At 67.7% G+C, this 19,217-nt stretch carries 18 protein-coding genes; 3 read left to right on the top strand and 15 right to left on the bottom strand.

Annotated features, from left to right (window positions below):
• Positions 1-133: 133 nt before the first annotated feature.
• The 3 genes from pnp to truB all read right to left on the bottom strand — a co-directional run bounded on the left by pnp (position 134) and on the right by truB (position 3,878).
• On the bottom strand, positions 134-2,521 hold the full coding sequence (pnp, locus tag JOY29_RS05350) for a polyribonucleotide nucleotidyltransferase (RefSeq protein WP_300975158.1): 2,388 nt from the start codon (positions 2,519-2,521) through the stop codon (positions 134-136).
• Between the two features lie 162 nt (positions 2,522-2,683).
• On the bottom strand, positions 2,684-2,953 hold the full coding sequence (gene rpsO / locus JOY29_RS05345; protein WP_300975157.1) for a 30S ribosomal protein S15: 270 nt from the start codon (positions 2,951-2,953) through the stop codon (positions 2,684-2,686).
• A gap of 4 nt (positions 2,954-2,957) precedes the next feature.
• Entirely contained in the window at positions 2,958-3,878 is a 921-nt protein-coding gene (gene truB / locus JOY29_RS05340; RefSeq protein WP_300975156.1) for a tRNA pseudouridine(55) synthase TruB, read from the bottom strand.
• Between the two features lie 55 nt (positions 3,879-3,933).
• Here truB and JOY29_RS05335 point away from each other — a divergent pair, with 55 nt between their 5' ends.
• The gene (locus JOY29_RS05335; protein ID WP_300975155.1) at positions 3,934-4,899 is read left to right on the top strand and encodes a hypothetical protein; all 966 of its coding nucleotides are present in this window, start codon (positions 3,934-3,936) and stop codon (positions 4,897-4,899) included.
• Here JOY29_RS05335 and JOY29_RS05330 read toward each other — a convergent pair.
• The 10 genes from JOY29_RS05330 to JOY29_RS05285 all read right to left on the bottom strand — a co-directional run bounded on the left by JOY29_RS05330 (position 4,854) and on the right by JOY29_RS05285 (position 14,357).
• Positions 4,854-5,486, bottom strand: a complete 633-nt coding sequence (locus JOY29_RS05330; protein WP_300975154.1) for a thymidine kinase — start codon at positions 5,484-5,486, stop codon at positions 4,854-4,856. The genes JOY29_RS05335 and JOY29_RS05330 overlap by 46 nt on opposite strands.
• 53 nt (positions 5,487-5,539) lie before the next feature.
• On the bottom strand, positions 5,540-6,145 hold the full coding sequence (locus JOY29_RS05325; protein WP_300975153.1) for a GNAT family protein: 606 nt from the start codon (positions 6,143-6,145) through the stop codon (positions 5,540-5,542).
• Complete coding sequence (locus tag JOY29_RS05320; protein WP_300975152.1) at positions 6,138-6,800, bottom strand: hypothetical protein; 663 nt, start codon at positions 6,798-6,800, stop codon at positions 6,138-6,140. Before JOY29_RS05320 ends, JOY29_RS05325 begins: the two co-directional genes overlap by 8 nt.
• A 5-nt stretch (positions 6,801-6,805) precedes the next feature.
• On the bottom strand, positions 6,806-7,198 hold the full coding sequence (gene rbfA / locus JOY29_RS05315; RefSeq protein WP_300975151.1) for a 30S ribosome-binding factor RbfA: 393 nt from the start codon (positions 7,196-7,198) through the stop codon (positions 6,806-6,808).
• A 105-nt stretch (positions 7,199-7,303) separates the two neighbouring features.
• Positions 7,304-9,979, bottom strand: coding sequence for a translation initiation factor IF-2 (infB, locus tag JOY29_RS05310; protein ID WP_300975150.1), 2,676 nt, complete (start codon positions 9,977-9,979; stop codon positions 7,304-7,306).
• A gap of 13 nt (positions 9,980-9,992) precedes the next feature.
• Positions 9,993-10,793 (bottom strand): DUF448 domain-containing protein, encoded by an 801-nt coding sequence (locus tag JOY29_RS05305; RefSeq protein WP_300975149.1) that lies wholly within the window; start codon positions 10,791-10,793, stop codon positions 9,993-9,995.
• Complete coding sequence (gene nusA, locus JOY29_RS05300) at positions 10,774-12,408, bottom strand: transcription termination factor NusA (protein WP_300975148.1); 1,635 nt, start codon at positions 12,406-12,408, stop codon at positions 10,774-10,776. Before nusA ends, JOY29_RS05305 begins: the two co-directional genes overlap by 20 nt.
• Before the next feature lie 3 nt (positions 12,409-12,411).
• Positions 12,412-12,981, bottom strand: coding sequence for a ribosome maturation protein RimP (gene rimP, locus JOY29_RS05295; RefSeq protein WP_300975147.1), 570 nt, complete (start codon positions 12,979-12,981; stop codon positions 12,412-12,414).
• A gap of 120 nt (positions 12,982-13,101) precedes the next feature.
• On the bottom strand, positions 13,102-13,539 hold the full coding sequence (locus JOY29_RS05290; RefSeq protein ID WP_300975146.1) for a GtrA family protein: 438 nt from the start codon (positions 13,537-13,539) through the stop codon (positions 13,102-13,104).
• Positions 13,539-14,357 carry a glycosyltransferase family 2 protein gene (locus JOY29_RS05285; protein ID WP_300975145.1) on the bottom strand — a complete coding sequence of 273 codons (819 nt, stop codon included), beginning with the start codon at positions 14,355-14,357 and terminating at the stop codon, positions 13,539-13,541. Before JOY29_RS05285 ends, JOY29_RS05290 begins: the two co-directional genes overlap by 1 nt.
• Positions 14,358-14,497: 140 nt before the next feature.
• On the opposite strand from JOY29_RS05285, the gene JOY29_RS05280 reads away from it, so the two are divergent.
• Together JOY29_RS05280 and JOY29_RS05275 are read left to right on the top strand one after the other, a co-directional pair.
• Positions 14,498-16,099: a hypothetical protein gene (locus JOY29_RS05280; RefSeq protein WP_300975144.1), complete on the top strand. Its 1,602-nt coding sequence runs from the start codon at positions 14,498-14,500 to the stop codon at positions 16,097-16,099.
• 14 nt (positions 16,100-16,113) lie between these two features.
• Entirely contained in the window at positions 16,114-17,640 is a 1,527-nt protein-coding gene (locus JOY29_RS05275; protein WP_300975143.1) for a hypothetical protein, read from the top strand.
• On the opposite strand, the gene JOY29_RS05270 is transcribed toward JOY29_RS05275, so the two are convergent.
• Both JOY29_RS05270 and JOY29_RS05265 read right to left on the bottom strand, forming a co-directional pair.
• Entirely contained in the window at positions 17,637-18,134 is a 498-nt protein-coding gene (locus JOY29_RS05270) for an isoprenylcysteine carboxylmethyltransferase family protein (RefSeq protein ID WP_300975142.1), read from the bottom strand. The genes JOY29_RS05275 and JOY29_RS05270 overlap by 4 nt on opposite strands.
• Positions 18,131-19,126: a type III polyketide synthase gene (locus JOY29_RS05265; protein ID WP_300975141.1), complete on the bottom strand. Its 996-nt coding sequence runs from the start codon at positions 19,124-19,126 to the stop codon at positions 18,131-18,133. Before JOY29_RS05265 ends, JOY29_RS05270 begins: the two co-directional genes overlap by 4 nt.
• Between the last annotated feature and the right edge of the window lie 91 nt (positions 19,127-19,217).

Raw genomic sequence — 19,217 nt, 5'->3', positions numbered from 1 at the left:
GCTCTCCTAACGTGTCAGGCGGATAAGTGAAGGGCAGGGGCCGCTCGCCGACTTGCAACGGAGGGAGCCGACCAAGACAAAGGCCCCGCAGGTCGCCCTGCGAGGCCTTTGCATTCATCGGACCAGCTGTTGCTTAGTCGTCGTTGCTGCTGCCGCCCGTCAGAAAGGCCGGGGCGAACTCGGGCGCGGGGCCGTTGTCGTCACGTCCACCGCCGTCACGATCGCGGCGCGGGCCACGATCACCGCGGTCGCCACGGCCTTCGCCGCGCGGACCGCGATCGCGGTCGCCGCCTTCGCGGCGCGGGCCACGGCCCTCGCGGCGGCGGTCGCCGTCACGGCCCCCACGATCGCCACGATCACCGCGCGGACCACGGTCGCCGCCTTCACGCGGCTCGCGCGGGGGACGGGTGTCCTCCAGCTCGGCGCCGGTCTCCTGGTCGACGACACGCATCGACAGGCGGACCTTGCCGCGATTGTCGACCTCGAGCAGCTTGACCTTGACTTCCTGGCCTTCGGTCAGGACGTCGCGGACGTTCTCCACGCGCTCGTTCTTGATCTCCGAGACGTGCACCAGGCCATCCTTGCCGGGCATGAAGGTCACGAACGCGCCGAAATCAACGATGCTGGCGACCTTGCCGGTGTAGATGGTGCCGGGCTCCGGCTCCTGGGTGATGCCCTGGATCCAGGCGCGGGCGGCTTCGATCTGCTTCACGTCGGACGAGCTGATCTTGATCAGGCCCTCGTCGTCGATGTCGACCTTGGCGCCGGTGGTGGCGACGATCTCGCGGATCACCTTGCCGCCGGTGCCGATCACTTCGCGGATCTTATCCTTCGGGATCTGCATGGTCTCGATGCGCGGCGCGTGGGCGGAAAGCTCGCCGCGCGTGCTGTCGAGCGCCTTGGCCATCTCGCCGAGGATGTGCGCGCGACCGTCCTTGGCCTGCGCCATCGCGACCTTCATGATCTCCGGCGTGATGCCGGCGACCTTGATGTCCATCTGGAGCGAGGTGATGCCCTCCTCGGTGCCGGCGACCTTGAAGTCCATGTCGCCGAGGTGATCCTCGTCGCCGAGGATGTCGCTGATGACGGCGAACTTCTCGCCCTCGAGGATCAGGCCCATGGCGATGCCGGCGACCGGACGCTTCAGGGGAACGCCGGCGTCCATCATGCTGAGCGAGCCGCCGCAGACGGTGGCCATCGACGAGGAGCCGTTGCTCTCGGTGATGTCGCTCAAGACACGGATGGTGTAGGGGAACTCCTCGCTGCTCGGGAGCATCGGGTGGAGCGCGCGCCAGGCGAGCTTGCCGTGACCGACTTCGCGGCGGCCCGGGGCGCCGAAGCGGCCGACTTCACCGACCGAATAGGGCGGGAAGTTATAGTGCAGCATGAAGCGCTGGTAGGAGAGACCCTCCAGGCCATCGATCATCTGCTCGGCGTCCTTGGTGCCGAGCGTGGTGGTGCAGATCGCCTGCGTCTCGCCGCGGGTGAACAAAGCCGAACCATGGGTGCGCGGCAGGAAGCCGACCATTGCCTCGATCGGACGAACGGTCTTGGTGTCGCGGCCGTCGATGCGGCGGCCCTCGTCGAGGATGGCGCTGCGGACGACGTCGGCCTCAAGCTTCTTCACCAGCTTCAAGGTGGCGAGATACTGGGCGGGATCCGACTCCTCGAGGTCCTTGAACGCCACGCGCGCCTTGGCGCGGGCCTCGTTGATCGCGTTCTGGCGGTCCTGCTTGGCCGTAAGCTTGTAGGCTTCAGCAAGGTCGGCACCGATGACGTCGCGCAGCTTGGCGAGCGTCGCCGACTTGTCGTCGATAAGGTCGAGTTCCCACGGGTCCTTGGCGGCCTTTTCGGCGAGGTCGCAGATGGCGTTGACCACCTTGCGGCTGGCGTCGTGCGCGAAGGTGATCGCGCCGAGCATGACCTCTTCCGAAAGCTCCTTGGCTTCAGATTCGACCATCATGACGGCGCCGCCGGTGGCGGCGACGACCAGGTCGAGGTCGCTTTCCTTGATCTGCTCAGGGCTCGGGTTGAGCACATATTCGCCGCCGATGTAGCCGACGCGGGCGGCACCGATCGGGCCCATGAAGGGCACGCCGGACAGGGTCAAGGCGGCCGAGGCGGCGCACATGGCGACCACGTCCGGCTCATTCTCGCCGTCGTAGGAGAGGACCTGCGCGATGACGAGCACTTCGTTGTAGAAGCCCTCGGGGAAGAGCGGGCGGATCGGACGGTCGATGAGACGGCTGGTCAGCGTCTCCTTCTCAGTCGCGCCGCGCTCGCGCTTGAAGAAGCCGCCCGGGATACGCCCGGCAGCGGAGAACTTCTCCTGGTAGTGGACGGTCAGCGGGAAGAAGTCTTGGCCGGGCTTGACGCTCTTGGCGGCGGTGACGGCGCAGAGGACGACGGTTTCGCCCATGGTGGCGAGAACGGCGCCGTCGGCCTGGCGGGCGATGCGGCCGGTCTCGAGCTTCAGCGTCTTGCCGCCGAGATCGACTTCTACGGTATTGATGTTGAACATTGAATTTCCTTCGTCCCGCCGCCGGATGCGGACGGGTTCAGCATTTGGCGGGCGATCCGGCCTGCCAGCGGTCGAGGCGTTCGTTTCAGCCCCTGAACGCCCCGCCGGATTGCGGGATGTCCGATACGCGAAGGGCGCCGCTTGGGCGCCCTTCGAAACTGGTTACTTGCGGAGACCGAGGCGACCGATGAGGTCGGTGTAGCGCTGCGCGTCTTCCTTCTTGAGGTAGGCGAGGAGCGAGCGGCGCTTGTTGACCATCATCAGGAGGCCGCGCCGGCTGTGATTGTCCTTGGCGTGGCTCTTGAAATGGTCGGTCAGCGTCTGGATTCGGCTGGTGAGGATGGCGACCTGGACTTCCGGCGACCCGGTGTCATTCTCGTCGCGGCGATATTCGCTGATCAGCTCGGCCTTGCGCTCTGCAGTGATCGACATCGTGTTACTCCTGTTCCTGAAGGTTGAACCCGCGCACGATCCGGTCCCCTTCGACCAGGGCGACGGGGGTAAGCCCATCGACGGCGAGGTGGAGACCGCTTCGCGGCGGAACCCGCGAAAGCCGCTGTCCGAACCGGAGCATGCGGGCTTCATCGGGGGTGACGGGAAAGGCCGGGATGTCGTCCAGCCCTGCTTGCAATGGCAGTAATGCCCCGTCGAGCGAGCCGCCCTTAGCGCATTGGTCCAGAAAGTCCAGCGATATCGCCTGATCGAGCGCAAACGGCCCGGCCTTGGTCCGGCGCAGCATGGTGACATGCCCGACCGTTCCGAGCGCCTGCGCGATATCCCGCGCCAGGGAGCGGATGTAGGTACCCTTGGAGACGGTGGCGGAGAGGGTGACGGACTCGACCTCCCCATCACTGCGCACTGGCGCGATCGCAAGTTCATGGATCGTCACGCGCCGGCTGTTCAGCGCCACCTCCTCGCCGGCGCGGGCGAGGTCGTAGGCGCGCTGGCCGTCGACCTTCAGGGCCGAATAGGCGGGCGGCACCTGCTCGATCTCGCCGGTGAAGCGGGGAAGGATTGCCTCCACCTCGGCCAGGGTCGGCCGGTGCGGGCTTTCGGCCACCACCGCGCCTTCGCGGTCGAGCGTGTCCGTCTGCACCCCGAAGCGGATGGTAAAGTCATAGACCTTGGTCGCGTCGAGCATCCGGCCGGCGAGCTTGGTCGCCTCGCCGAGCGCGATGGGGAGGACTCCGGTCGCAAGCGGATCCAGCGTGCCGCCATGCCCGACGCGAGTCTTCGGTATGCCGGCGGTGCGAAGCGCACGTTTGACGGCGCTCACCGCCTGGGTGGAGCCGAGGCCGAGCGGCTTGTCGAGGATGATCCAGCCCGAACGGTGGACGAGAGGGGGCGGGGACGTCATAGGCTGGTCGCCTAGCGCGCCGCGAGGCGGAATGGGAGCGGGGACACAAGCAAGAGTGCTGAAGCGCGCCGTCACCCACCCGCTCGTGCGTCGGCTGACGGTGCGGGAATATGTGCCGCTCGCCGCCATGATCGGGACCTGGGCAATGCTTGGATTGGCGCTCGGCCATGCCGATGCCATCCGCCTGTTCGCGGCCTACACCTTCGTGCAGGCAGTGCGGAACCTGTGCGCCCTGGAGATGACCGGGACCCTGATCCGGCGGATCGGCGCGCCCGAGGCGTTCGCCATCTCCCGTCGTCGTGCGCTGAGAATCGACCTGCTGGTGGCGCTTGCTGGAGTCCTCGTCGCGCTCGGCCTCGCCGCCTTCCTCTATTGGCGCGGCATGACGGCGGCGGCGGTGATGGTCGCGGTGCTGGCCTTCGGCATTCCGGCCAAGCACCCCGGCGGTGTTCTCGCCGCCGCCCGCGACCGCGAGGCGCCGTGGCGGCTTGGCGCCGCGCTGACCTCGATCGTCGGTGCGGCTCTGGTCTGGCAGTTCGGTGGCAATTGGTGGGAAGCGGCGGCGGCGCTCGCCGCACGCGACTATGGCGGGCTGCTGGCGACCCTGTTCTTCGGCAGGCCACGGCCCGACGCGCTGGAGCCCGACCCCGAGCCGCTCGCCTTTGCCGAGGTGGCCGGCCGGACGGAATCGAGCGCCCGCCGGCGGTTGACCTACCGCATGGCGAAATCGGTGCTCGCCGGACTGCTCGGGCCGCTCGGCACGTTGATCGCCCGCACCGGGCGGGGTGCGCGAATGGATGCCAAGGTCAGCCGGATGATCCCGCGCCACCGCGGCGGCATGTTCGTCCTGACCGCCGTCGCCACGGGAATCATGGCCTTTTTCCTGTTCGTCGCGCGCGAACCGGCGACGCTCGTCTTCGCGTCGGCGGCGGCGCGGATCGCCGGAACCGGCGGAAGCGCGCTGCTGTGGTGGAACTACGGGTCGAGCCTCGGTGCGGAGGAAGACGAGGACGACGACTGACCTTCGTCCGCGGCGCGCAGCCGGGCGAAGAAATGGCGGCGGCACATGGCGACATAGCGGTCGTTGCCGCCGATCTCGGTCTGCGCTCCCTGCGCCACCGCTCGGCCTTCGCCATCGACCCGCAGGTTCATGGTCGCCTTGCGCCCGCATTCGCACACGGCCTTGAGCTCGACCAGGGCATCGGCAAGCGCCAGCAACGCCGCGCTGCCGGGGAAGAGCTGGCCCTGGAAATCGGTCCGCAGGCCATAGCAGAGGACCGGCACTTCCATCTCGTCGGCCAGCCGGCACAGCTGCAGCACCTGCGATTCGGTCAGGAACTGGGCCTCGTCCACCAGCACGCAGTTGAGCCGCCGCCGGTTGAGCTCCGCGCCGACGGTCTCGAACAGGTCCGTCGCCTGGTCGAAGGCATGGGCGTCGGCGCCGATGTCGAGCCGGGAGGCGATCCGCCCCGCACCGGCGCGATCGTCGAGCGCGGCGGTCCACAGCATGGTTTCCATGCCGCGCTCGCGATAGTTGAAGTCGGCCTGGAGCAGGGTCGTCGATTTTCCCGCATTCATCGCCGCATAGTAGAAGTAGAGCTTCGCCATGGACGGCCTTGTACCCCGGCGCATGCCGGGGTCCAACCGACAGCGTCGCGGCTTCAGCGTGACTTGCTGGGCTCGTCGGGCGGCGGCAAGGACATGTCCGGTCCGACCCGGCGCCGGAGGCTGGTGGCGTTAGGCCACTCATCCTTGAGTATCGAGAACAGGACCGTGTCGCGGACGTGACCCGTCCAGGTAATCCGCTCGGCCCGCAGGATGGCTTCGCAGACGCCGCCAATCTTGGCCATCGCCGCCAGGCTCCGCTTGTTGCGGCTGTCCACGCGAAACTCCACCCGGCGGAAGCCGCAGCCGAACGCCCGCCGCAAGAACATGTCCTTTACCCGCCAGTTGAAGCCGGTGCCGCGAAAGTGGGGGCGGTAGTAGGAGCCGCCCATTTCCAGCGCGCCGCGCTCCTGGTCGATGGCGAGGAAGCTCGACATCCCCGCCACCTCGTCGCCTTCGAACAGCACGAAGACGTGCATGTCCGGCCTCGCCAGCCAGTGGTCGAGGCTGGCGTCGAAATGCTCGGGATCGAAGCTGAGCGCGTAGATCGGCCACAATTCAGGGTCTTCGGCGCAGGCTGCCCTGAGCGCCGCGCGATGCTCCTCCGCGAAGGGTAGCGCCGAGCATTTCTCGCCCTCCATCGGCGCCGCGAGGTCAGCCAAGTTCACACGCGGGTGGCGTGCCGACGACGGCTGCGTCAGGATACCATGCTTCACCTGCTACATCCTTCATCGTCGGGATAGCCCCGCGCCGGAGCGTAAGTTCCTTGCGCCTTACCGGCCTGCTCTCGTCGATCGGACCGGTGGCATAGCGGGCGCGTCCGAGCAGGTAATCGATGCTGCTCTCCGTCACGCAATGACCATCGGATCCAGTGTAATCATAGCCGATCAGGCGGAACTGACCTGCGTCCCAGCGAAAACGATAGAGATAATGACCCCGCAGGAGGTCGCGCCGAATCTCGAGATTGCCGCGGCTGATGGTGATGCCGTCCGGCGTAAGGCGGCCGGCAGACCCGTTCGACGTGCCCGGCGCTTCGATCAGTCGGCGCTCGTCCGCCGCAATCCTGACCGCTCCGCGGGGGAGCCCGAACCCGACCAATAATCGGTAAGGTGGCGCGCCGGCTGCATATGACGCCGCCGCGCCGGCAGCATGGCGCGACGGCCAGATGGCTATCGCGGCGTCGGGGATACGATCGCCATTGAGGTCGCCCCTGGCTTGCGAGACGATCGTCCAGCCGGGCGGAACCAGCTTTTCCGCTGCTCCGACGGGATTGGGTGGAGAGCTGGCCTGGGCAAGCACGAGGAGTGCCAGCAGCATCGTCCCTAGCTCTCGCCGAGGTCCTGCTTGACATGCGCGGTGCGCAGGATGGCGTCGATCTTGCCGCCTTCGTCGAAGCTTTCGTCGGCGAGGAACTTGAGCTTGGCGGCATATTTGGTGTTCACCCGCCGCGCGACCTCGCTCTGGAGGAAGGCGGTATTGGTGCGAAGCGCCTTCAGGACCACATCCTCGTCCTGGCCGAGCAGCGGCTTCACGAATACGGTCGCGTGGCGAAGGTCCGGGCTCATCCGCACTTCGGTGACGCTGACGAGATGGCTCTGCAGCGTCTCGTCATGGACGTCGCCGCGGGCCAGCAACTCGCTCAGCACATGACGCACCTGCTCGCCCACGCGAAGCAGGCGAACGGAGCGGCCTTCGGCGGATTCGGTCTTCTTCATCCTAAACTCCCCTCCCGCTTGCGGGAGGGGTGGGGGAGGGCATGTCGATGCCGTCCCCTACGAGCCCTCCCCCGGCCCCTCCCGCGAGCGGGAGGGGGGAGATGACTACAGCGTCCGGGCGCGTTCCTCGACCTCGAACACCTCGAGCTGGTCGCCAGCCTTGATGTCGTTGGTGTCGGCCAGCAGCACGCCGCACTCGAGTCCGGCGATGACCTGGGCCACGTCGTCCTTGAAGCGCCGGAGCGAGCTGATGGTCGTCTTGGAGACGATGACGTCCTCGCGGGTGAGGCGGGCGTGGAGGCCCTTGCGGATGACGCCCTCGAGCACCAGCAGACCCGCGGCCTTGTCGCGCTTGCCAGCCGGGAAGACTTCCTGGACACGGGCACGGCCGACGACGGTCTCGATGATCTCGGGACCGAGATTGCCGGCCATCGCCTCCCTGGCCCAGTCGGTCAGGTGATAGATGACGTCATAGTAGCGAAGCTCGGTCTTGTTCCGCGCCGCGACCTCGCGCGCCTTGGCGTTCGGACGGACGTTGAAGCCGATGATCGGCGCTCCGGTGGCCGATGCCAGGGTCACGTCGCTCTCGGTGATCGCGCCCACCCCCGAGTGGAGGATGCGGACCTTGATCTCGTCGGTAGACAGGCGGTTCAGCGCGTTGACGATCGCCTCGGTCGAGCCCTGCACGTCGGCCTTCACGACCAGCGGGAATTCGATGGTTGTGGAAGCGCGATTGGCAAACATGTTCTCGAGGCTCATCGGCGCGGCGGTAGTCCGCTTGCGGTCGAGCACGCCCTGGCGATAGGCGGCGACTTCACGGGCGCGCGCCTCATTCTCGACCACCGTGAGCTGGTCACCGGCACTCGGCACCGAGGCGAGGCCAAGGACCTCGACCGGCATCGACGGTCCGGCTTCCTTGATCTGGCGGCCATGGTCGTCGATCATCGCACGCACCTTGCCGCTCGCGGCGCCGACGACGAACACGTCGCCGACCCGGAGCGTGCCACGCTGGACCAGCACGGTTGCGAGTGGACCGCGGCCCTTGTCGAGCTTGGCCTCGATCACCGTGCCTTCGGCGGCGCGGTCGGGATTGGCCTTGAGTTCGAGGATCTCGGCCTGCAGCGCGATGGCGTCGAGAAGGCCGTCGAGGTTGGTGCCCTTGAGCGCCGAGACCTCGACGTCCTGGACGTCGCCGCCCAGCTGCTCGACCACGATCTCGTGCTGGAGCAGTTCCTCGCGGACACGCTGCGCCTTGGCCTCCGGCTTGTCGATCTTGTTGATCGCCACGATCATCGGCACGCCCGCCGCCTTGGTGTGGTTGATCGCCTCGACGGTCTGCGGGCGAAGGCCGTCGTCGGCCGCCACCACCAGGACAACGATGTCGGTGACGTTGGCGCCGCGGGCACGCATCTCCGTGAAGGCTTCGTGGCCCGGCGTATCGAGGAAGGTGACTTCGTTTCCGCCCGCCACCTTAACCTGATAGGCGCCGATGTGCTGGGTGATGCCGCCCGCTTCGCCAGAGGCGACCTTGGCACCGCGGATCGCGTCGAGCAGCGACGTCTTGCCGTGATCGACGTGGCCCATGATGGTGACCACCGGCGGACGTGGCCGCAGGGTCTCATCGGCATCGACGTCGGCGGCCGTGTCGATGTCGACGTCGCTTTCGCTGACGCGCTTGATCGTGTGGCCGAACTCGGTGACGAGCAGTTCCGCCGTATCCTGGTCGATGACCTGGTTGACGGTGACGGGCGTGCCCATCTTGAACAAAGCCTTCACCAGGTCCGCGGCCTTTTCGGCCATGCGGTTGGCGAGCTCGCCGACGGTGATGCTTTCCGGGACGACCACGTCGCGAACCTGCTTCTCGCGCGGGCCGGACTGCTGGTAGGCGCGCTTTTCCTTCTCGCGGGCACGGCGGAGGGCGGCGAGGCTGCGCGAACGGTCGTCGTCGCCGGCAAGCGCTCGGGTGACGGTGAGCTTGCCCGAGTGACGGCGATCGTCCCCGCGGGAGCCGGGACGGGCAGGACGCGCAGGCTCTGGCCGGCGCGGGCTCGACGGAGCCCCACCCGACGGAGCGCCGCCGGACGGAGCGCCACCCGGCGGAGCGGGCGCAGCCGGCGCCGCGGGAGCGGCAGCGGCAGGACGCGGCGGTGGCGGGGGTGCACGGCGGACCGGCTGGAACATCTGGCCAGGGCGGGCAGCGACGGTGCGCGGCGCGGCCGGGGCAGGAGCCTCGGTCACGGGCGCAGGAGCAGGCTCCGGAGTGGCGGCGGCAGCGGCGGCGGCCTCTTCGGCAGCGCGCGCTTCTTCCTCGATCCGGCGCTTGGCGTCTTCCTCGGCCTTGCGGGCGGCCTCTTCCTCGGCCTTGCGCTTGTCCTCGGCGCGCTTCTTCTCGTCCTCGGTCGCATTGACCTTGGCCTGCTCCTCGCGGCGGCGAGCGTCCTCGAGCGCGGCCATGCGCGCTTCCTCGGCCTCGCGCATGCGGCGCGCCGTTTCTTCCTTGCGGGCGGCGATGTCGTCGGCCGGCGACCGGCGCGGCGCGGCGGCAGGAGCGGGCGCCGGCGCGCTGACCGGAGCCGGGGCAGGGGCCACGGCTTCAGGCTCGGGCGCAGCAGCGGGCGCCTCGCCCGGCCGGCCGAGGATGCGGCGCTTCTTGACCTCGACCACAACCGTGTTCGACCGGCCATGGCTGAAGCTCTGCTTGACCTTGCCAGTCTCAACCGTACGCTTGATGCCCAGCGGCGGCCGGGTACCCAGCTTCGGCTTGTCGGTCTGGTCGCTCATAAAATCCTTTACTTTATTCGTCGTCAGCCGTGCCATGACCGACGGCGTCATCGCCGCGGCCTAGCCCAGCAGGTCCTACAATGAAAGCACGCCAGCGGGTCAGTGCTGCAAGCACGCGCGCGGCCGCTCCCTGATCGGTCAGCGCGGCATGTACCACATTTTCGCGTCCGAGCGCCATGCTCAAGATGGTGCGGGAAGCGGGGATTTCCAACCCATGCCGGTGACCAATCTCTTCCGACCCGCCGACCCGCCATGCCTGATCGAGCTTGCGGCGCCCGTCGGAACCCGCGTCGGCGGCATGGAGGAGGAGGCGGACCTTGCCCATCCGTGCCGCCTGCTCGACCCGGTCGGCGCCGTTGATCAGCGTGCCGGAGCGCGCCTCCATGCCGAGCCGGTCGAGCGCGGCGCGGGACAATGCCTGCTCGATGCGCTCGGGCAGGTCGGGCGCGATCTCCATCGCCTGAGTCCGGAAGGCGCGGGCGAGCGCGCCCTTGAGCTTGCCCTTGGCGAGTGCCGTTTCGAGCTCGGCGCGGGTGACCCCGATCCAGGCGCCGCGGCCGGGCGCCTTGGCGCGCACGTCCGGGTGGACCTGGCCGTCGGGGCCGAGGACGAGGCGGATCAGCGCCGCCTTGTCGGCGGTCCTGCGGCTGAGGATGCAGGTGCGCTGGGGATCGTCCCTCTCCCGCTGGCGGGAGAGGTCAGGGGAGGGCTCGTCCCCGTCCGATGGAGCGCCGACAAGCTCTCCCCCGGCCCGTCCCGCGGACGGGAGGGGAGAAGAAGGGTCCGCTAGCGGCTCATTGCGAGGTTTCCGCATCGACGGCCTCCTCGCTGGAAGCGCCTTCCTCGTCCTCGAACCAGTGGGCGCGGGCGGCCATGATGATCTCGTTGCCCTGCTCTTCCGACAGGCCATACTCGGCCAAGATGCCGCCCTTGTCCTGCTCGCGCTGCGGCGCGTTCTCGGCGCGTCGGCGCGGCTCGGGCCGCTTCTTCTGGACGAGCTCGTCCGTAGCAAGGTCGGCGAGGTCGTCGAGCGTGCGGATGCTGGCCTTGCCGAGCGTCACCAGCATCTGCTCGGTGAGGTGCGGAAGCTCGGCCAGCGCGTCCTCGACGCCGAGCCCGCGGCGTTCCTCGCGGGCGGCGGCCTCGCGGCGCTCGAGCGCCTCGCCGGCACGACTCTGAAGCTCGCCGGCGATGTCGTCGTCGAGGCCCTCGATCGAGGCGATCTCGTCGGTTTCGACGTAGGCGACTTCCTCGAGGCTGGTGAAGCCTTCGGCGACCAGCAGCTGGGCAAGGGTCTCGTCGACGTCCAGCTCGTTCTGGAACATCTCGGACCGCTCGATGAACTCGCGCTGGCGCTTCTCGCTGGCATCGGCCTCGGTCAGAATGTCGATCTGCGAGGAGGTGAGCTGGCTGGCGAGCCGGACGTTCTGGCCGCGGCGGCCGATCGCCAGGCTGAGCTGGTCGTCGGGGACCACCACCTCGATGCGGCCTTCTTCCTCGTCGATGACCACGCGGGCGACGGTCGCCGGCTGCAGCGCGTTGACGACGAAGGTCGCCGTGTCCTCGGACCAGGGGATGATGTCGATCTTCTCGCCCTGCAATTCCTGCACGACCGCCTGCACGCGGCTGCCCTTCATGCCGACGCAGGCGCCGACCGGATCGATCGAACTGTCATAGCTGATGACGCCGATCTTGGCGCGGCTGCCCGGGTCGCGGGCGGCGGCCTTGATCTCGATGATGCCGTCGTAGATTTCCGGCACTTCCTGCGCGAACAGCTTCTTCATGAAGTCGGGATGTGCGCGGCTGAGGAAGATCTGCGGCCCGCGGGTCTCGCGTGCGACGCGCAGGATCAGGCTGCGGACACGATCCCCGACACGGTGCATTTCCCGCGGGATCTGCGCGTCGCGGCGGATGACGCCTTCGGCGCGGCCGAGGTCGACGACCACGTGACCGAACTCGACCCGCTTGACGACGCCGGTGATGACTTCGCCGACGCGATCCTTGAATTCTTCAAACTGGCGCTCGCGCTCGGCGTCGCGGACCTTCTGGAAGATGACCTGCTTGGCGGCCTGGGCGGCGATCCGGCCGAACTCGATCGGGGGCAGGGGGTCGACGATGAAGTCGCCGATGCTGGCACCCGGCTGAAGCTTCTGCGCGCCCTTGAGGTCGACCTGCTTGTAATAATCCTCGATGTCGCCCTCGATCACCTCGAGCACGCGCCACAGGCGAAGCTCTCCGGTCTGCGGATCGAGCTTGGCGCGGATGTCATTCTCCTGGCCGTAGCGGGCGCGGGCGGCGCGCTGAATGGCGTCTTCCATCGCCTCGATGACGATGCCGCGGTCGATCAGCTTCTCGCGCGCGACCGAGTCGGCGATCGCGAGCAACTCGGCCTTGTTGGCCGTCGGAGCAGCAGGAGCGGCGGTAGCCATGTCTTATTCTTCCTCTTGGGTGAGAAGGTCATCGGCGCCCTCGGTGGGCGCTTCAAGGATTTCGTCGGCCCCTTGCGCGGAGAGGGGCTGGGTGGCGGCGATCAGCCGGTCGGTCAGCAGCAGCTTGGCCGAATGGATCGCATCGAACGGGATCTTGCGGGTACCCTGCGAGCCGGCGACGAGAATCATGTCGCCCTCCAGCCCGAGGAGGTCGCCGGTGACCTGCTTGGCGCCGTCGACCTCACGCGCGAGCTTGAGGCGTGCCTCATGGCCCTGCCAGTCGGCAAAGTCCTGCAGGCGGGTGAGCGGACGATCAATGCCGGGCGAGCTGACCTCGAGACGGTAGCCGCCCTCGATCGGGTCGTTGCCCTCGGCCTCGAGCGCGTCGAGCCGCTCGGACAGCCGCCGCGACAGCGCCTCGCAATCGGACAGGTCGAGCTGGCGGGTGTCGGGGCGTTCGGCCATGACCTGGAGGGTCGGGTCCGTCTTGCCGCCGATCATCGCCACGCGCACCAGGTCGAATCCGAGCGCCTTCGCCTCGGTCTCGATCAATGCGGTCAGATTAGCGTCCATGCGGCTCCCAACGTCAAAGCCCCCTCGGACCGCCGCGGAGTTCCGGGCAGCCTCGCCAGCATCAGCGATGTGAGGAGGAAGCCCGCCTATAGGAGCAAGCAAGCGCCGGCGCAATGCCGATCAGTGCGCCTTGAATACCCAGTAGCGGTTGAGCAGGAAGCTGAGGACAGGGGTCGCGGCCATCATCAGCGGCACGGGGGCGAGTGGCGGCAGGCCGAACTGCCTGATCGTCAGCCAGATCCAGAAATTGTTGATCGCAAAGGCGACGGCCGACGCGGTGAGGAAGCGGCCGAGCTGGAGAGTCTCGCTGTCCTTGCGGCCACCTTTGAAGCTCCAACGGCTATGGATGGTGTAGCCGGCGACGAGGCCGCAGGCGGTGCTCCCGACATTGGCGAGGTAGGGGCTGATGTGCTGGAGCACCAGGACCGAATAGATCAGCGCCGCGAACTGCGTCACCAGCAGGCCGGCGATGATGTAGCGGATCAGCTGGCGCGAGGTCGGGTGCGCCAGCAGATGCTGGGCGCGGCGGGCCGGCCCCGCCACCAGGGGACGAAGCATCAGGCGGTCTCGACCGCCCTGGCCGGAGCCGCCGCCGCCGCCGCCGTCTGGGCCGAAGCAACCGGCACCAGCCGCTCCTTGCTGTCGAACAGATCCGAGGAGACGAGGCCCATCTTGGCGAGGCGATAGAGGAAGGCGGTGCCGAGCACGCCGAAGCCGTAGGTGCAGCTGCGGCGGAAGTTGATGCTCGAGGCTTCCTCGAAATAGCGGGTCGGGCAGCTGATCTCGCCGATCTGGAAGTGCTTCCACATCGTCTGCGCGATCATCTGGTTGTCGAACACGAAATCATCCGAGCAGGCGGGAAGCGGAAGCTCCTCGAGCACCTTGCGGCTCCAGGCGCGGTAGCCGGTGTGATATTCGGAAAGCTTTGCGCCCATCAGCAAGTTCTGGAAGGCGGTGAGGCAGCGATTGGCGACATATTTGTACAGCGGCATGCCGCCGGCCAGCGCGCCGTTACCGAGAATGCGCGACGCGAACACCGCATCATAATGGCCGGACGCGATCATGCCCGCCATCGCCGGGACGAGCCTGGGGCTGTACTGGTAGTCGGGGTGGAGCATGATGACGATGTCGGCGCCACGTTCCAGCGCGATGGTGTAGCAGGTCTTCTGGTTGCCGCCGTAACCCTTGTTCTGCTCGTGGGTGGCGGTGAAGATGCCGAGCTCGCGCGCCAGGGCCGATGTGCGGTCCTTGCTGCAATCGTCGACCAGGATCACGTCGTCGACGATGGCGAAGTCGATCTCGTTGTAGGTTCGCTCCAGCGTCTTGTCGGCATTATAGGCCGGCAGGACCACCGCTACTTTCATTCCGTTGATCACGACATGCGCTCCTCGACGTCGCCCCGCGGGCACGGCGAATTCTTGCCAAGCAAGGTTAAAGAGGTCGTAAACGCTTGCAACAAAAGTTGCGTTTGGGGAAGAGGGCAGGCGGGTCGCATGCGGCGGCGAGTGGGGAATCGGTGATCAAGAGTTGGGATCGTTGGTTCCGGCAGCCCCTGCTGTCGGACCGGCCGCCGTCGGCCAACCGGTGGGCACGGGCGGGGCTCTTCCTCGTCTGGCTGGCGGTTACCGCCTGGCTGGCGAGCAAGCATGTGCCCTGGCGCGACGAGGCCCGCGCCTTCTCGCTGATGCTGATGGGCGACAGCTGGATCGACATGTTCCGCGTCGCCCACGGCGAGGGCCACCCTTATCTCTGGTACATCATCCTCAAGGCAGGCCACTCGCTGTTCGGCGTGCGCGAGGTGCTGCCGGCCGCCGGCTTCGTCATCGGCGTGGCCGCGGCGGCGACCCTCGCCTTCCGGTCGCCCTTCCGCCTGCCGGTCATCGCGGGACTGCTGTTCAGCCTGCATCTTGGCTTTGAGTATGTGGTGATGAGCCGCAACTACGGCATTGCGGCGCTGATCATGCTGGTGATCGCCTGGCAGTGGCCGCGGATCCGCGACAGCCTTTGGCTGGGCGTGCTGCTGCTGCTGCTCGCCAATACCAACGTGCCGAGCGTGTTCCTGGCCGGCGCGATCTTCCTCTATCGGATGCTCGAACTGTGGAGCGAGCAGCGCGATCTTCGCGCGCCCGAATGGCGGCGCTGGATCGGCAATGCGGTGCTGGTCGGGCTCGGCGCCTTGCTCTGCTTCATCGCCGTCTATCCTCCGGCGAACGATGCCGCGGCTTCGACCAATGCGGTGCCGTTGACGCCGATGAACCTCCTCGGGGCGCTGTTCACCAGCGTGCGATCCTTCGTCGACCTCGGTTTCGGCATACGGTCGATGATGAACCAGATCGTGCTCGTCGGGAGCCTGCTTCTGTTCGTCAGGCGCCCGCAGGCGCTGGCGGCCGCGGTCGCCGGCCTGGTGTGCCTCAAGCTGTTCTTCTTCTTCGTCTACCCGGGCCACTACCGCCATTCGGCGCTGTTCTTCTTCCTGTTGATCGCGCTGGCGTGGATCGAAGCCGACAAGGTCCACCCAAGGGAGCGTTCGAAGGATCAACCGCCGACGGCGCTGTTCCTCGGTGCCTGGTTCTTCGTGGTGCTGATCGTCATGCAGAGCGTGCTCTACTGGCGCTATCCGCTGAAGAGTACGCTGAAGGGCCGCCCGCATGGCCATTCGGCCGACCTGGCGAAGATCCTCGCCCGGCCCGAGTTCGCTGGCTCGCTGCTGATGATCGATCCCGACACCATGGGTGAATCGGTGGTCTACCAGACCGGCCGGCCGTTCTGGCTGATCCGCCAGGACCGGCTGGGCACGGTGACCCCGCTCGCTTCTACCGGCAACAAGCGGCTGACCCTCGACCGCCTGCTGGAGCAGGCCGACAGCCTGTACCGCCGGACCGGTCGACCGGTGGTAATCGCGCTCCGCCTGCCGCTCGACCGGTTCGAGACCGGCACCTACGACATGATGTACCACGACTTCACCGTGCTTACGCCCGCCAGCGTGGCGCGCTTCAAGGCGGCGACGCGGCCGGTCGCCTCGCTCCGGCGCGCGCGGGAGGACGAGGAATATGACGTCTATGCCTATCCGCGCGAGCCGGTGCAGCCCGCGCCCGCAACGATGACGGCACCGCGCTGAGCGGGCCGGTGTCGTTGCTCCGCGAACCGCTGATCGCACCCGGGCGCCCGCCCCGGCTGCCGCTGCGGCTCGCCTTGCTCGGGGCGTGGCTGCTGCTCGTCCTGTGGCTTGCCGCTCATCATGTCGTGTGGCGCGACGAAGCGCGTGCCTTCGCCATCGCCACCAGCGGGTCGAGCTGGGGCGAAATGCTTCGCACCCTCCACGGCGAGGGACATCCGGCGCTCTGGTACCTGCTTCTTCGCGCCGGCCACGACCTGTTCGGCGTGCGCGAAGTGCTGCCGGTTGCCGGTGTGGTCGTCGGCGCGGCGGCCGCGGCCCTGTTTGCGCTCCGCGCACCCTTCCGGCCCCTGGTGCTGGCGCTGGTCCTGTTCAGCGCCTTCTTCGTCATGGATTATACGGTGGTCGCCCGCAATTATGGGTTGTCGGCGCTGATCCTCTTCACCATCGCCGCCTGCTGGAGCCGGGTGAAGGACAGCGGGTGGTTCGGGCTGCTGCTCTTTCTCCTTGCCAACACCAACGTGCCGAGCCTGTTCGTCGCGGGCGGCCTGCTCCTCTACCGCGGCCTGGAACTGCTCGAAGGCGCACCGGGCGCGGGGTGGCGGCGGTGGTTCATCAATGCGGCCCTGCTCGGCGTGGGCGCGCTGGTCTGCTTCGCTACGGTCTATCCGCCCTTCAACGATGCTGCGGTGGGCCTCGGCGACCATGCTTACGGTCCGTTCGATGTCTTTCGCGCGCTGACCGACGTGCGGACCATGGCCGGTGACCTTGGTATCAAACGCAAGCGCGCCTGGATCGCCCTCTTGCTGCTTGCTGGAAGCCTGCTCGTCTTCGCCCGTCACCGCCGAGCGCTGGTCACCGCGCTGGTGGTGTTCGTGATGATGAAGCTGTTCTTCTACTTCATCTATCTCGCCTACCTCCGCCATGCGGCGCTATTCATCCTGTTCGTCCTGGCCCTTGCATGGATCGTCGCGGCCGAGGGGAAGGGCGGGGCGCCAAGGCGTTCCTCCGCTTTCGCGGCGGTCGGCGGATGGCTGCTCGTCGCCCTTCTCGCAATCCAATCGCTCACCCTGACTAGAAAGCCGTTGCTCAAGACCGCGCAGGGGGTGCCCTACGGCCAGGCGCAGCGACTGGCGGCGCTGATGGAGGCTCGGCCAGAGCTCCGGCAATCGGTGCTGATCGTCGATCCGGACATGCTCGGAGAGCCGCTGGTCTATTATCGCGACAAGCCAATCTGGCTGCTGCGGCAGCAGCGCTTCGGCGACTTCGCACTGTTCAGCCGGAGCGGGCGCAAGGTCATCAGTCTGGACGACATGCTGGCCGACGCCGCCATGCATCATCGCCGCACCGGCCGGCCGGTCGCCATCGCGCTGCAGCTGCCGCTGGACCGCACGGAAGACGGCGTGCATCCGGTCATGTTCCAGGACAGCACGGTGATCACGGCCGAGGGCCGCGCCCGCTTCCTTGGCCAGACCCGCCTCGTCGCCCGCTTACGGCCGGCGCAGACCGACGAACACTACGACCTCTACGTCTACCCGCGCTAGCCGCCGAGCGCGTCTTCCTCGGCGCGGATGCGGATGAAGAGGACGATGGCGTTGAGCAGGGAAAAGATCAGCGCCACTCCCCACAGGCCGAAGACGAGCGGCAGGACGGCGATCTCGCCGACCACGACCAGATAATTGGGGTGGCGGACGAAGCGGAAGGGGCCGCCGGTGACCAGGGGTGCGCCCGGGAGCACGATGATCCGGGTCGTCCAGCGCGGCCCCAGCGTCCGCAGCACCCACAGGCGGCCAAGCTGCAGCAGGATGAAGAGGGCGAACAGGGACCAGTGGATCGGCTGTCCCGGGGCCAGCCAGAACAGGGCGGCAAGCCAGAGGGTGTGGACCGCGACGATCAGCGGATAATGGCCGGGGGCGTGCTCATGAGCGCCGATCGTCTTCAGCCGCGCGGTGTTGGTCCTCGCCATCGCCAGCTCCGACAAACGCTGCAGGAGCACGAAGAAGAGGATGGCGTAGGCCGGCCAGTGATGCTCGCTCATGCCCGCTCCAGGCTGAGGGCCGAGCAGGTGAAGCCGGGGCCAAAGGCCGTCATCAGCGTGCGCTTTGGCAGGCCGCGCGCCAGCAGCCGCTCGAGCACGAACAGCACCGTCGGCGCGCTCATGTTGCCATGGTCGCGCAGCACGTCGCGTTCGAGGTCGAGGCTGCCTTCGCCGAGCTCCAGCGCCTGTTCGATGGCGGTGACGACCTTCGCTCCGCCGGGATGGGAGCAGAGCCGGTCGATGTCGCTGCGTTGAAGTCCGAGTTCGCCGAGGATCGAGTCCACCGCGCCCGCCAGCTCGGCGGTGACGAAGGGCGGAATGGCGCGATCGAAGATGACGGCAAGGCCAGGGTCCTCGACTCGCCAGCCCATGATCCCGAGCGTGTCCGGCCACAGCCGCTCACCGGCGCCGGTGACGTGGCCGACGCCGTCACCCTCGGTCGACACCAGGGCGGCCGCCGCACCATCGCCGAACAGGGCGGTAGCGACCAGCGCCGCGGGATCGTCGGTATCGAGCCGGATCGAAATGGAGCAGGTCTCGACGCAGACGAACAACCAGCGGCTTCCGGGCTCGGCAGCGGCGAGGCGCGCGGCGGTGGCAAGCCCACTGATTCCGCCCGCGCAGCCGAGGCCGAAGACGGGCACCCGGCGGACGTTGGCGCGAAGGCCGATGCGGCCGCCGACCCGCGCCTCCAGGCTGGGGGTGGCGATGCCGGTGGTGGATACGGTGACCACCCCATCGACATCGCCGGGCTCTAGTCCGGCGCGCGCGATGGCGGCGAGCGCGGCTTCTTCGAACAGCCGCTCGGACGCGTCGAGGTAGAGGCTGTTGCGGGCTTCCCAGCCATGATCGCCGGCATACCAGTCGACTGGCGCGACGATCGCCCGCTGATCTATCCCGGCATTGTCGAACACGCCCCCAAGACGGTCGAACAGGGCCTTGCGTCCGGCGAACAGCTCACGCGCCTTCGCCTTGGCTTCGGATTGCGACACGCGATACGGCGGAAGTGCTGTGGCGAGGCTGAGGAGAGAAACGGGCTGCACCGGGCTCTAACACTTCCTATGTCCGTTGGTGCATGGGTGC

The sequence above is a fragment of the Sphingomonas sp. LHG3406-1 genome (assembly GCF_029637485.1).
Lineage (GTDB): Bacteria > Pseudomonadota > Alphaproteobacteria > Sphingomonadales > Sphingomonadaceae > Sphingomicrobium.
This window is presented reverse-complemented; position numbering and strand designations above follow the sequence as displayed.